This is a genomic window from Kutzneria sp. 744, from assembly GCF_000568255.1.
Classification (GTDB): domain Bacteria; phylum Actinomycetota; class Actinomycetes; order Mycobacteriales; family Pseudonocardiaceae; genus Kutzneria.
Genome location: NZ_KK037166.1, coordinates 9683106 through 9696025, shown reverse-complemented (window position 1 = coordinate 9696025; position 12920 = coordinate 9683106). Strand labels below are relative to the sequence as shown.

The following is a 12920-nucleotide window of genomic DNA, read 5'->3' as shown; positions in this document are numbered from 1 at the left end:
CCTGTCTTCACTGGTTGTCGAGTGCCCGGTGGCGGCCCGGGGCTACGGACGTGAGCGGACGGGTGGCCTGCGCCAGGCACAGCGCGACCACCTGTAGTGCGGCCACCGCGAGCAGGGCCCGCAGGATCGACACGTGATCACCCAGCAGGCCCAGGAGCGGCGGCCCGGCGAAGCTGGCGATCTTCGCGACGGAGGACGCCACGGTGACCCGGCCGGCGGCGTGCGCCGGATCGTCCGCGGCCGCGCTCATGCCCACCGGATAGCCGAACGCCACGCCGACGCCCCACAAGGCGGCTCCGACGAAGGCTAGCGGAACGGCCGGGGCGAATATGAAGAACAGGAGGCCGAGCACGGCGACCGCGCCCTGGATTCTCAGCACGTTCACGCGGCCGAAGGCGTCCAGCAGCCGCGACCCGAACCACCGGGTGGCGGTCATCGCGGTCAGGAAGGTCGCGTAGGCCAGCGTGCCGAGCGCGGGCGAGACGTGGTAGCCGTCGATGAGGCTGACGCCGGTCCAGTCGTTGCCGGCGCCCTCGCTGAAGCCGGCGGCCAGCACGAACACGCCGATCATCAGCGTGCGGGGCTCGCGCCAGTAGCGCAGGGTGCTGTGCGGCCTGCGCGCGACGCCGGCACTGTCCGTTGTGGACGGACGCTCGTCGGGCAGGAATCCGCGCACCCCATAGGGCAGCGCCGCCGCCACCGCGACGGCGATGATGATCAGGTGCAGGGCCACCGGCACGGCCAGCAGGATCATCGCGGCGCCGAGCAGGGCGCCGAACACGGTGCCGATGCTGTAGCCGGCGTGGAACCGGGGCATGATCGACCGGCCGAGGCGGCGCTCCACCACCGTGCCCTGGATGTTCATCGCGACGTCCCAGGACGAGCTGAAGAAGCCGAACAGCAGCATGCCGGTGATCAGGAACGCGACGCCGCCCACGTCGGACAGGCCGACCAGGGCCAGCGCGACGCTGGAGCCGATTGACATCCAGGCGACGGTGCGGCGCTGTCCGAGCCGGGTCACGACCCGTCCGGAGAACGGGCGGGAGACCAGGGCGCCGGCCGCGCCGGCCAGCAGGATCGCACCCAGTTGACCGGTGTCCAGGTGCAGGTCGTCGCGGATCTGCGGGATGCGGGCCAGCCCGCTCGACAGCAGCGCTCCGCAGCCGGCGAAGGCGAGGTAGGTGGCCGTGGTGGCGGCGCGCACATCCACCGGCCGCCGCGCGGCCGGTTCCGCTTCGGTCATGGCGGCGCGTCGCCCGGGCACGGAGCAATTTCTACCATATGGTCAAGATTCGTGGAAGCGCTCTCAAACGATGGTCGCGGCGGCGGTCCGCACAGTGTCCGGCACGCGGGCGGGTTTTGTGGCGAACAGTGGCCGGAAGTCACTCCTTCCGCCCAGTGATCGTCCAGGAGACGGGAAGCTCCCCCGCGCGGCAGACTGGGGTACCGGCCGCGTGAGGGAGCAGGTCTCGTGATCGCGCTCAGCGAATTCACCACGACCGTAGAACGGCGCGGCCAAATCGGACAACACGCGCGGGCGAATCGAGCAATGACGCTGCCCGAACACGCGCACGTGTGCCCGACCGGCTCCGAATCACCCGGTTTTCCGGTCAACCGGGCCGGTTTCGGTCAGGCCAGTTGTCCGCGAATGTCCCGCAAATGGTGCCGCACCTCGTGCACGGTGTGCACGGCCACCCATCGCAGCGACGCCCGATGCGGCTCCGGCCAGGAATAGACCATCTCGTTGTCCCAGTCCTCGCCCAACCGGTCGAGCGCATTGGTGAACAGCATCGCGGCATCGACCAGTTGGCGGGCCACATCGGCCGGTTTCTGATCGGCATAGCCCTCGTGCTCGACCCGAATGTCGCGGCCCATGCTCACGCAGGTGAAGCCGTTGTCCCGGCGGGACTGCAACACCCGCTCACGCTGCACCAGCAACATGTCCCTGAGATGGCTGCCGTACTCCAGCGGCGACCAGAGCGCCGGCTCGCGCCGCTGGGCCAGCTCGAAGGCCGGCGTCCTGAGCACCGCCGCGACCTCGCCGGCCAACCGCCGGATGTCGGTCGCGGCGGTCGGCGCGTCGGCGAGGTCGTAGCGGAAGCCGCACTCGGCGCAGAGATCGTCCACGCCGAGATCATCTCACCGCGGGGTCATCGCGGCTCCGGCGTTTTCAGGCGAAGGCGTTGACGCCGGTCATCTCCGCCGACAGCGTCCACAGGCGATCGGCCTGCTCCGGGTCGAGCGCGTACGCCTTGACGCCGGCCCAGGTCGTCGCCGGATCGGCGTCGGCCGGGACCGAGTCGGCGAGGTCGCAGTCCTCCAGGTAGACGCCGCCCATGCCGTCCAGCTGCGGCGAGGTGGCGGCGAACAGGGAGGTCGCCGCACCCTGCTCCGGCGTCTTGAACCCCACCAGCTGGTTGCCGGCCTCGTCGATCCAGCCGCGCTGGACCATCTCCTCCTTGGACAGGTGGCGCTGCAACGGCGTCCAGATGCCGCCCGGGTGCACCGCGAACGCGTGCACGTTCTTGGCCGCCCCCAACTCGTCGAGCTTCACGGCGAACAACACATTGGCCGTTTTGGCCTGGCCGTAGGCCTGCCACTTGTCGTAGCCGCGCTCGAACTGGAGGTCGTCCCAGCGGATCGGCGAGAAGAAGTGCCCGCGGGAGGACAGGGCGACCACCCGCGCGCCCTCGGCGATCGCCGGCCAGAGCCGGTTGACCAGCGCGAAGTGGCCCAGGTGGTTGGTGGCGAACTGCGCCTCCCAGCCGTCGCCGACGCGGGTCTCCGGGCAGGCCATGACGCCGGCGTTGTTGACCACCAGGTCGAGCCGGCGGCCACCGGCCACGAAGCGCTCGGCGAAGGCCCGCACGCTGTCCAGGTCGCCCAGGTCCAGCTCGTCGATCTCCACGTTGTCGATGCCGGCGAGGGCCTGCTCGGCGGTGGCGGGCCGGCGGGCCGGCACGATCACCCGCGCGCCGGCGTCGACCAGCGCCCGCGTGGTCTCGAGGCCGATGCCGGAGTAGCCGCCGGTGACCAGCGCCAGCTTGCCGGTCAGATCGATGCCGGCCAGGACCTCGGCCGCGGTGCTGGTGGCCCCGAAGCCCGTGCCGATCTTGTGCTGTGCGGTCGTCGTCATGCCTACGACGCTAAAAGGTGGAGCGCGCTCCAGCGCAAACGCTAGGCGTAGTCAATCAGGTCGAAGCCGTGGTCGACGACGCGGTCGAAGTCCTGCCCCGGGTGCACACTGACCAGCCGCATGGCCGTCTCCAGCACGCTCACGGCCAGGTCGGCCAGCAGCGGCACGGTCAGGTCCGTCTCGGCCCGGTCGGCCAGGCGGGTCCGCAGGTGGGTCTCCACCAGCCGGAGCCACTCGATCCGGATCTCGTAGGCCTGCCCGAGCAGGGTCCGCGACCCCATCATCACCAGCTTCGCGTACTCGACAGTCCTGGCCTTCGTCGCCTCGTCCATGCCGTTGACGTGCGCCTTCACCGCCGCCCGCAACGCCGCCAGCACCGGCTCTCCCCCGCGACGGCTCAGCTCCGCCGCGAAGGCCTCGCGCCGCTGCGCGTCGTCGAAGGTGAGCACGTCCTCCTTGGCGTTGAAGTACCGGAAGAAGCTGGCCCTGGAGACCTCGGCCCGGGCGGCGATGTCGTCCACCGAGGTCTGCTCGAAGCCCTGGCGGGCGAACAGCTCGAACGCCGCCTCCCGCAGCACGGCCATCGCCGCCCGCTTCTTGCGCTCGCGCAGGCCCATCGCGTCCGTCATGCCGGCAGCCTAACTGAGCCTCCAGTCTCCGTTTAGGCCTGGCTATAGTCGGCGCCATGCTGGCTGGTGATCTTGTCACCCTCAGGCCGATCGAACCCGACGACATCGCGACGCTGGCGAGTTTCCTCAACGATCTGGAGGTTTCCCTCCTGGTCGGCGGGTCCGCCCCGGTCCCCATGCCGGTGGCCTCGGTGACCGCGCTGCACGAGCGCCGCCGCGAGAGCTCCGACGAGATCAACTTCGCCATCACCGCCACCGATGCCGGCGCACGGCTCATCGGCCAGTGCGGCCTGTTCCGTCACGACGTGGTCAGCCGGACGGCGGAGCTGGGCATCTCGATCGGCCACCGCGAGTACTGGGGCCGCCATTACGGCCGTGAGGCGGTGTCGCTGCTGGTCGACTACGCATTCCGCATTCGCAACCTCCGCAAGGTCTGTCTCACCGTCAACGCCTCCAATCAGCGCGCCATCCGCGCCTATGCCGCCGCCGGCTTCGTCGAGGAGGGCCGCCGAGCCCGGCACGTGTGGAACAACGGCCGGTACATCGACATCGTCCTCATGGCCCGCTTCGCCGAGCCCGCCTGATTGTCCCGAGACAGCGCCGGGCGATCTCCACGACGCCGAGCAGCGCCTCCCGCATGCTCGCGAAGACGTACACGGCCTGGCCGTCGGGATCGCCGGGCGCGTGAATGCCGGCGTCGGGATTGCACGCCACCTGGCCGGCCACGGTGACCAGGCGGCCACGACGCCTGCGGGCGGCGCCGGCGACGGGAAGCACGCCTTTCCACCAGATGCTGTCCGGCGTGCAGCCGACCCGGCCGCCGTCGGACAGGTCGGCCAGGGCGTGGATGAGCCGAGCACCCCGGCCCGGAACAGCCCGGTGGAGCCGAGGTGGCTGGTGGTGGCCGACAGTTCGGTGTCCACGCCGGCCATGATCTCCGGGATGTAGACCTCGTCCATGGTCGGCAGGGCGCCGCGGATGTCCTCGTGGAAGGACGTGAAGTCGAGGACGTCGGCAAAGCCGGCCCCGACCTACTTCAGGCAGTCGAGCATGCCGGCGTAGCACTCGCGGGACTGGGCGACGTGGTCGTACGGGGGCTCGACCGTGCCGTCGGGCCCGGTGGCGACGTGGCCGCTGACGAACAGCAGCGACCCCTTGGCCACGGCGGCCGACATCGGATACGACGACCGCCAGGCCTGCGCCGCCGGCGTGAGACAGCGCTTGGCCTCCGATCCGACGTGGGCCACCACGCGGATCATCACCAGCGCGTCGGGCGACGTCGGCGCCCCGGTGAAGCCGGCCAACGTCCAGGCCGGCGGGTCGGCCGGGAAGAACGGCCTCGCCGAGTCGAGAACGTCCAGACCCCAGCGCGGATCCTTGACGAAGGCGACCACGTCCACAATGGAGTGACGGCGTGATCCGGTCGGGGAACCGGAAAAACATCGCGCAAAACGGGCGAAATGGGCGAACGCGGCGGGGCTATTGACAGCCGTCGACGATTGCCGGGAGGCTGTGCGGCTATAGGAAGGAAACTTTCCTAATACTGGTCCAAGCAGCGGAACGCCGCCACCGCCGCTCGCCCGTGTCACGTCGTCCGCAAGGAGCTGACCATGAAGCGAGTCATCGGCGCGGTGCTCGGCGCCGCGCTAGTGCTCGTGGGTCCCGTACCCACGAGCGCGGCCGCCGCACCGCCCGGCCTGACCACACTGGGAACCGCGGGCTGGACGGTGCTCAGCAGCGCGACCGCGACGCAAGGCGGCGCCAAGATCTCGACGCCGGGCTTCGACACCTCCAGCTGGCTGAAGGTGCAGCCGGACGACGGGGGCGCGCCGGGCACGGAGATCACGGCGCTGCTGCAGAACAACAAGTGCCCGGACGTGTTCGTCGCGGACAACATGAAGAAGTGCTTCGGCACGCAGAAGAAGAACTCGGGCCCGGTGACGACGGCCCAGTTCGCCACGCCCTGGTGGTTCCGCACCGACTTCTCCGCCGCGCTGACCTCGGGCCAGTCGGCCTCGCTGATCGTCAACGGCGTGGTGGGCAAGGCGGACGTCTGGGTGAACGGCAAGGAGGTCGCCACCTCCACCACGGTCACCGGCGCGTACACCAAGTTCACGTTCGACGTGACGGGCACGCTCAAGTCCGGCAACAACTCGCTGGCCGTCGAGATGTATCCGAACGACCCGTCCAAGATGCTGACGATGGACGACGTCGACTGGAGCCAGCTGCCGCCCGACAACAACACCGGCATCCAGTTCCCGATCCAGCTGCTGGTGCAGAACGCCCTGTCGGTCGGCAACGCGCACGTGGTGCAGAACAACAACGCCGACCTGAGCAGTTCCAAGCTGACGGTCAAGGCGGATGTCACCAACGGCGGATCCTCCAGCCAGACCGGCACCGCGACGGCGACGATCACTCCCCCGTCCGGCGGAACGCCGATCACGGTGACCCAGAACGTGACCGTGGCCGCGCATTCCAAGGCCACGGTGACGTTCCCGGTGCAGACGATCTCGCACCCGCAGGTCTGGTGGCCGTACCAGATGGGCGCGCAGCCCATGTACACATTGGACACCACGGTCACCGGCGGCAACACCACGCACGAGCAGTTCGGCATCCGCACCATCACCACGGCGCTGATCGGCAAGGCGCCGGCGGCGCCGGACGGTGTGCGGCAGTACTCGGTCAACGGTGTGCCGTTCGTGGTGCGCGGCGGCGGTTTCGCGCCGGACCTGTTCCTGCGCTACGACTCGTCCGACGTGTCGAGGCAGGTCGCGCTGCTGAAGAACATGGGGCTCAACGTGATCCGGCTGGAGGGCCACCTTCCGCCGGACGACTTCTTCCAGCAGATGGACCGGGCCGGCATGCTGATCGACTCCGGCCAGCAGTGCTGTGACTTCTGGGAGACTCCGGGCACGGCCGCGGCGACGCTGAGCCTGCTCACGCTGTCGGCCCAGACGATCGGCGAGAACGAGCGCGACCACCCCAGCGTGTTCACCTACAGCTGGAGCGACAACGAGCCCAGCGCCAAGGTGGAGACGGCCGAGCTGAACGGCTTCAAGGCCGCCGACTTCAGCCAGCCGGTCATCTCCTCGGCCGAGTACAAGAGCAGCCCGCAGCTGGGCGCGTCCGGTGAGAAGGAAGGCCCGTACGACTACGTGCCGCCGAACTACTGGTACGACACCAGCCACTACGACAGCGGCTCCGACCGCACCAACGCGGGCGGCTCGTGGGGCTTCGACAGCGAGGAGAGCGCCGGCGACACGGTGCCGACGCTGGACTCGATCAACCGCTTCCTGTCGGCGTCCGACCAGTCCAACCTGTGGCAGAACCCGAGCTTCAACCAGTACCACGCCAACTACGAGACCGGGCACGGCGGTTACAAGTTCGGCACGCTGTTCACCTTCGACACGGCGCTGACCAACCGCTACGGCCAGTGGAGCGACCTCGCCTCGTACGTGCAGGAGGCGCAGGTGCAGAACTACGAGAACACCCGCGCCCAGTTCGAGGCGTTCCTGGACCACTCGACCAACGCGGCGGCGCCGTCGACCGGCACGATCTACTGGCAGGCCAACAAGGGCTGGCCGACGCTGCTGTGGGACCTGTACAACTACGACGGCGACCAGGCCGGCAGCTTCTTCGGCGCGAAGAAGGCCAACCGGTCGCTGCACGCGCTGTTCGCGATCGACAACAACACGGTGACGCTGGACAACCTGTCCGGCGGCACGCAGTCGAACGTGTCGGTGGAGGCGAAGGTCTACGACACCAACGGAAAGGTGCTCGACGACCAGGGCGTCAACGGTCTTTCGCTGACGCCGCAGCAGGTTCGCAACGCGGTGATCAAGCCCAAGGTGCCGACCAGCACCCCGGGCAACGTGTACTTCGTCGAGCTGCTGGTCAAGCAGAACAACACCGTCGTGGACCGCAACGTGTACTGGCAGCCCACCAAGCAGGACGCGGTGAACTGGTCGTCCACGCTGGGCAACCCGCAGGCCACGATGACCACCTACGGCGACCTGACCGGCCTGAAGTCGTTGAAGGCGGCCACCGTCTCGGCCACCGCCGACACGACCACGGCGGCCGGGCCGGACGGGGCGGACCGCGAGACCAAGGTGACGATCACCAACACCTCAACCACGCCGACGGTCGGCTTCTTTCTGCGGGCCGACGTGCGGCGCGGCACGGCGGCCGGCGGCGAGCAGCCGGGTGACAACCAGGTGACCTCGACCCTGTGGGACGACAACGACATCACGTTGTGGCCCGGCGAGTCGCAGACCCTGACCGTCAGCTGGAAGTCGGCCGACCTCAAGGGCGCGAGCCCCGTGGTCAGCCTGAGCGGCTGGAACGTCGGCAAGATCGACGTGAAGGGCTGAGTTTTCGGGGCCCGGCGGCTGCTAGCAGCCGCCGCGCGATGTAAGGGTGTTCTGATAACCACGCTAAAGAACTACCGTAAGTGCCGACGGGTTCAGCATTCTAATCGGAGGTGAATTCCCTTAGACACCTCGGCTGTCATTGGCTTCGAGTTCACGCCTGCACTGACCCCAAATGTGTCGCACGAGACTAAAACAGCCTGTAGTTAGCTTTATATAGTCCTCGAGGGTTGCGGACCATGAGCAGCTGTTTAGCGGTACTATAGCAAGCTACGCCAGCGCACCGGACGAGCACCTGGTATGAAACCATGGAGACCGCGAGACGCTCTCATATTATACATAGTGGATCGCCACTGGGACTAATTTTTTATGACGTGCCCGCCAGGCGGCGGCCGGCTGCTCCCAGGTGACCCGGCTCGCGCCCGGGGCCAGCTGGCCGACCAGCACCGGCATCAGGAACCCGCCGGCGACGAGGTCGCGATCCTCGGTGTACTCGGACAATCCGCGCTCGTAGGTCTCGGCCAGGAACCTCAGGTGCGCGGGGCTGCCGTGCTCGACGTCCGGCACGTCGAAGTCGACGATCACCAGCCTGTCGGTGCGATCACGCAGTCGCGTCAGGACTTCCGTGCGCTCGTCGTGCGGGATGGTGTGCATGGCGAAGGTGGACTCGACCAGGTCGAAGCCGGAGTCCACTTCGGACAGGAAGGACTGCACCGTGCCGGCGTAGGCCCGCGTCGGCGTCAGATCCCGGACGGCCTGCGCGAGCAGCGCCGCCGACGGCTCGATCAACGTCAGCGAATCGGGCAGATGTCCGCTGGCGGCAAGGGCATTGCGTATAACGCGCCCGTCGCCGCAGCCGATGTCGGCCAGCCGCAACGGGTTCAGCGACCGGTACTGGTCAGCCAGGGCGCGCTCGACCGCCGCGTACAGGCCGACGTTGCCGCCGCCGCTGATGAACGCCGCGAATGCCGCCGGCTGGTCGTACACCGAACCGGCGTCCTCGTGGTCCAGGTACGTCGTCAGGGCTCGGGCCAGCAGCGATGTGCCGGCGGCGGCCACATCCCGGGCCCGTCGGCGGTCGCCCTCGGCGAGCGCGGTCAACACGTCGACATCCGTCATGCGGCGATGATGTCAGACCAGCTCCAGCACGTCCCGGAGCTCGGCCCGCAGCGATGAGGGGTCGTCGTACACCCGCACCGCGCCGGCCTCCCGCAGCTCGGCCTCGCCGAAGCCGCCGGTGCGCAGCGCCACGGTGGGAATGCCCAGCTTGCCGGCGGCCTGGCAGTCCCAGACGGAGTCGCCAAGGGCGAGCGCGCGCTCGGCCGGGACCTTGTTCAGCGCGACGCCCAACAGGTCCGGGGCCGGCTTGGTGGCCTCCACGTCCTCCGAGCTCGTCCAGCCGTCGGCGATGTTCCGCGCGCCGAGCAGGTCCAGGTAGTGCTCGACGTGCTCCGGCTTGCCGGAACTGGCCAGCACCAGCCCGCAGCCCAGGCGCTTCACCTCGACCAGCAGGTCCCGCGCGCCGGACAGCGGCGTGATCTCGGCCAGGAACGGCTTGACCTGTTCCGCCCACGCCGCTCGCACGTCGTCACCGTGCAGCAACTCGACGCGTTCGCCGGCAACGGCTTCGACGAGTTGGTCGCCGCCCATGCCGATCGCGCGGTGGATCCGCCAGATCGGGACTGTGACGTCACAATCGCGGAACGCGCGGAACCACGCCACCGCGTGGTGATAGTTGCTGTCGACGAGCGTGCCGTCGACGTCAGCCAGCACAACCGTGTCCACACCAAGGGATTACCACGTGCGGCGGCGGCCGAAACTCCTGATGTTGGTCCGAATGGCCGGTTTTCGCCCCCGCTCGCCGGGCATCCGGTGGTCGACATCGAACTAAGGAGGTCGAGCCGTGATCACCCTCGGGGTCATCCTGTTGATCGTCGGCTTCATTTTCGGCATTCCCACGCTGTGGACCATCGGCATCATCCTGGCCGTGGTCGGAGCGATCCTGGCCATCGTGGGCGGCACCGGCCGTCGCATCGGCGGCCGCGCCCACTGGTACTGACGGTTTCGAATGACACCCAGGGTGGCACCCGGCCACCATGGGCAAACTCGGTTACAAGGCAATAGGAATGCTGCTGAGCGTGCTCGCCGGGGCCGCCGCCGGGGCCGTGTCGAAACGGCTCTGGCGGGTGGCCACCGGCGAGCACGAAACTCCGACGGCAACGGACCGTCACCAGGCCTGGGCCCGCGTCCTCACGGCCGCGGCCATCGAAGGCGCGGTGTTCGGCCTGGTCAAGGCGGCCACCGACCGCGCGGGCGCCAAGGCGTACGAGCGGGTCACCGGCGAGTGGCCGGACTAGAAACCGCCCCTCAGATGCCCAGCGTGGAGCCGAGCCAAGCGCGGGTCGCGTCCCGGTAGCCGCCGGCATTGCGATGCAGCGCAAGGGAATGGCCCGCGCTGGGCAGCACGTACACCGACAACTTCGCGGCCGACGAGTAGAACGGGGCCTCCTGGGCCCGTAGCGACGAGGCCGACGAGCAGTCGCGCAGCGCGAGCAGGCCGCAGAACAACACGTCCTGCGAGCCGACAGCTTGGAAAACCGGCACGTTGATGCCCAAAGTCACCGGCACGACGATGCCGAACACCGCCACGGTTCCCATGCCCGGCACCGAAACCTGGTCCTTCGTCGCCTCGTCGGCGGCGATCACCTGCGGGTCGGCGTCGGCCGTGTTGTAGAACAACGGGGCGCGAGCGCCGGGCTTTGTGGTGAAGTACAAGGGATCGCCGGGGTTCTGCACCGACGACAGGAATGCCGGGATCAGCCCGAGCGCCGCACCCAGCCCCAGCGCGGGAATGGACGGGATGTGCGTGACGCCGGTGAGGATCACGCCGTCGACGTCCTTGTAGGTGGAGGCTTCCGAGGCGACGATGCCGGAGCCGACCGAGTGCCCGACGATCACCACCTTGCCGAAGCGAATCCCGCCCACCGCACCGTTTCGCAGCTGCCCGATGACCTCGTGCAGCGCCTCGGCCTCGGCCCACACCGTCAGCGGCAGGCTCAGCGGATGGCTGCTCTGCCCGGCCCCTAACACGTCCACCGCGAAGGTGGCGTAGCCGTGCTTGGCCATGTCCCGTTGGTACGAGTACTGATCCGGCTGATAGGGCAGGTCCCAGTAGGCGCTGTTGTAGGTGCCGCCGTGCACCAACAGCTGCACCGCCGACGGCGACGCGCCGTCCGGCACGCACAACTGGCCGTGCACCTTGGCCGGGGAGGTCAACAGCGGCAGCAGGGCCGGCGCGCTCACCGGGAGCTCGGCCTGCGAGCAGTTCGCCGCCGAGGCGACGGCCGTCGGCGGCGCCACCGCCCCGCTCAGTCCCGCGACACAGGCAAGCACCAGCACGGCGAGCTTGCGGACAAGCTTCACAACATCTCCCTGGAGTGACGTGGCAGAACTGTCATCGGCAGCCGGTTGGGCTGCATGGTGGCGGCCAGCCGGGGCTTCACCTTCGTGCCGGGCACGGGCACGAGCCGCCAGCGGGCGGCGATGGTGGCGGCGACGGCCGCGATCTCGGTCTGGGCGAACAGGTGGCCCGGGCACAGCCGCATGCCCGCGCCGAACGGGATGAAGGCGCCGCGCGGCAGCTTCTCCGCCCGTGCCGGCAGCCAGCGGTCCGGGTCGAAACGGTCGGGATCGGGGAACCAGCGGGGATCCCGGTGCAGCGTGTGCTGGCTGACCGCGACCTCCGTGCCGGCGGGGATCTCGACGCCGCCGAGCGTGACGTCGGCCCGGGCCCGGCGCATGAGGATCAGCGGCGGGTTGCGGCGCAGGATCTCGTTGACCAGACGCTGCGTGTACTCCAGGCGGGGCAGGTCGGCGAAGGTGACCGTGCGGCCGGCGAGGACCTGGTCGATCTCGGTGTGGAACCGGTGCTCGATGTCCGGATCCTGCGCGATCTCGTGGAAGAACCAGGCCAGCGCGACGGACGTGGTCTCCGCGCCGGTGGTGAGGATGGTGACGACCTCGTCGTGCACCTGCTCGTCGGTCATGCCTTCGCCGGTGTCCTCGTCACGGGCCATGAGCAGCATCGACACCAGGTCGCCGTGATCGGTCCCGCCCTCGCGCGCGGCCAGCACCACCCGTGGGATCACCTCACGCAGCCGGGCCGCCGCCGCGTCGAACCGGCGGTTGCCGGGGATGGGCAGGCGTTCGACCAACCGCGGCGAAAACGCCCGTACCAGCACGTTGTCCAGGAGATCGGGGACGCTGCGCTGGATCTCGTCGAGCACGTCCTGGCCGAGTTCGGTGGCGAACAGCGTGCGGCCGGCGATGCTCATCACCAGGTTCTGCAGGTGCTCGTCGAGGGCCACGACCTGGCCGGCCTTCCAGTCGGCGATCGACTCCTGGGCCAGCCGGGTCATGGTCGTCTCGGCGTACGAGGCGATGCGCGTGCGGTGGAAGGCCGGCAGCACCAGGCGGCGCTGCCGTTTGTTGAAGTCGCCGTTGGAGGTGGCCAGGCCGTTGCCGAACAGCGGCCGCATCTTGTCGAAGACGATGCCCTTGTCGTAGCTGTCGGCCGTCAGCAGCTTCATGGCCAGCTCGGGGCCGGTCACCATGTAGACGGGCAGCGGGCCCAGGTAGATCTTGACGACCTCGCCGTAGGCCGGCAGCGAGGACAGGAAACGCAGCGGTCGTCGCAGCATGGCGGCGGTGTGACCGATCACGGGCCACCGCCCGGGGACGACCGGCGCGTCTTCGGTGACGTTCTGCTTGGCGGACAAGCCTTCCCAC

14 protein-coding genes are annotated in these 12920 nt (G+C 69.0%); 4 read left to right on the top strand and 10 right to left on the bottom strand.

All coding sequences use genetic code 11. From position 1 onward, the window contains the following. Window positions 1-7: 7 nt before the first annotated feature. The 4 genes from KUTG_RS44330 to KUTG_RS54735 form a co-directional block, all read right to left on the bottom strand. Complete coding sequence (locus KUTG_RS44330; RefSeq protein WP_043725770.1) at window positions 8-1243, bottom strand: MFS transporter; 1236 nt, start codon at window positions 1241-1243, stop codon at window positions 8-10. Window positions 1244-1629: 386 nt separating this feature from the next. Continuing rightward, window positions 1630-2127, bottom strand: coding sequence for a DinB family protein (locus KUTG_RS44325; RefSeq protein ID WP_084580515.1), 498 nt, complete (start codon window positions 2125-2127; stop codon window positions 1630-1632). A gap of 43 nt (window positions 2128-2170) precedes the next feature. Continuing rightward, window positions 2171-3136, bottom strand: coding sequence for an SDR family NAD(P)-dependent oxidoreductase (locus KUTG_RS44320; protein ID WP_043725769.1), 966 nt, complete (start codon window positions 3134-3136; stop codon window positions 2171-2173). 41 nt (window positions 3137-3177) lie between these two features. Next, on the bottom strand, window positions 3178-3765 hold the full coding sequence (locus tag KUTG_RS54735; RefSeq protein WP_052396131.1) for a TetR/AcrR family transcriptional regulator: 588 nt from the start codon (window positions 3763-3765) through the stop codon (window positions 3178-3180). A gap of 56 nt (window positions 3766-3821) precedes the next feature. Here KUTG_RS54735 and KUTG_RS44310 point away from each other — a divergent pair, with 56 nt between their 5' ends. After that, window positions 3822-4349 (top strand): GNAT family N-acetyltransferase, encoded by a 528-nt coding sequence (locus tag KUTG_RS44310; RefSeq protein WP_043725766.1) that lies wholly within the window; start codon window positions 3822-3824, stop codon window positions 4347-4349. Here the strand turns inward: KUTG_RS44310 and KUTG_RS44305 are convergent. Both KUTG_RS44305 and KUTG_RS44300 read right to left on the bottom strand, forming a co-directional pair. Next, a complete protein-coding gene (locus KUTG_RS44305; RefSeq protein WP_043725764.1) occupies window positions 4321-4542 on the bottom strand; it encodes a hypothetical protein in 222 nt (73 codons plus the stop codon). The two genes, KUTG_RS44310 and KUTG_RS44305, sit on opposite strands and share 29 nt — an antisense overlap. 254 nt (window positions 4543-4796) lie before the next feature. Beyond that, the gene (locus KUTG_RS44300; RefSeq protein WP_157495224.1) at window positions 4797-5159 is read right to left on the bottom strand and encodes a hypothetical protein; all 363 of its coding nucleotides are present in this window, start codon (window positions 5157-5159) and stop codon (window positions 4797-4799) included. Window positions 5160-5375: 216 nt separating this feature from the next. On the opposite strand from KUTG_RS44300, the gene KUTG_RS44295 reads away from it, so the two are divergent. Next, window positions 5376-8135, top strand: coding sequence for a glycosyl hydrolase 2 galactose-binding domain-containing protein (locus tag KUTG_RS44295; protein WP_043725759.1), 2760 nt, complete (start codon window positions 5376-5378; stop codon window positions 8133-8135). 330 nt (window positions 8136-8465) lie between these two features. Here the strand turns inward: KUTG_RS44295 and KUTG_RS44290 are convergent, their stop codons facing one another. Next, window positions 8466-9251 (bottom strand): class I SAM-dependent methyltransferase, encoded by a 786-nt coding sequence (locus tag KUTG_RS44290; RefSeq protein WP_052396130.1) that lies wholly within the window; start codon window positions 9249-9251, stop codon window positions 8466-8468. Window positions 9252-9263: 12 nt separating this feature from the next. Then, on the bottom strand, window positions 9264-9917 hold the full coding sequence (locus KUTG_RS44285; RefSeq protein WP_043725757.1) for an HAD family hydrolase: 654 nt from the start codon (window positions 9915-9917) through the stop codon (window positions 9264-9266). Window positions 9918-10035: 118 nt separating this feature from the next. On the opposite strand from KUTG_RS44285, the gene KUTG_RS59740 reads away from it, so the two are divergent. Continuing rightward, window positions 10036-10191 (top strand): hypothetical protein, encoded by a 156-nt coding sequence (locus KUTG_RS59740; RefSeq protein WP_157495223.1) that lies wholly within the window; start codon window positions 10036-10038, stop codon window positions 10189-10191. Between the two features lie 37 nt (window positions 10192-10228). After that, window positions 10229-10489 (top strand): DUF4235 domain-containing protein, encoded by a 261-nt coding sequence (locus tag KUTG_RS44280; protein ID WP_043725754.1) that lies wholly within the window; start codon window positions 10229-10231, stop codon window positions 10487-10489. A 10-nt stretch (window positions 10490-10499) separates the two neighbouring features. Here the strand turns inward: KUTG_RS44280 and KUTG_RS44275 are convergent, their stop codons facing one another. Both KUTG_RS44275 and KUTG_RS44270 read right to left on the bottom strand, forming a co-directional pair. Continuing rightward, window positions 10500-11555: an alpha/beta hydrolase gene (locus KUTG_RS44275; RefSeq protein ID WP_043725751.1), complete on the bottom strand. Its 1056-nt coding sequence runs from the start codon at window positions 11553-11555 to the stop codon at window positions 10500-10502. Continuing rightward, on the bottom strand, window positions 11552-12910 hold the full coding sequence (locus tag KUTG_RS44270; protein ID WP_043725749.1) for a cytochrome P450: 1359 nt from the start codon (window positions 12908-12910) through the stop codon (window positions 11552-11554). Before KUTG_RS44270 ends, KUTG_RS44275 begins: the two co-directional genes overlap by 4 nt. Between the last annotated feature and the right edge of the window lie 10 nt (window positions 12911-12920).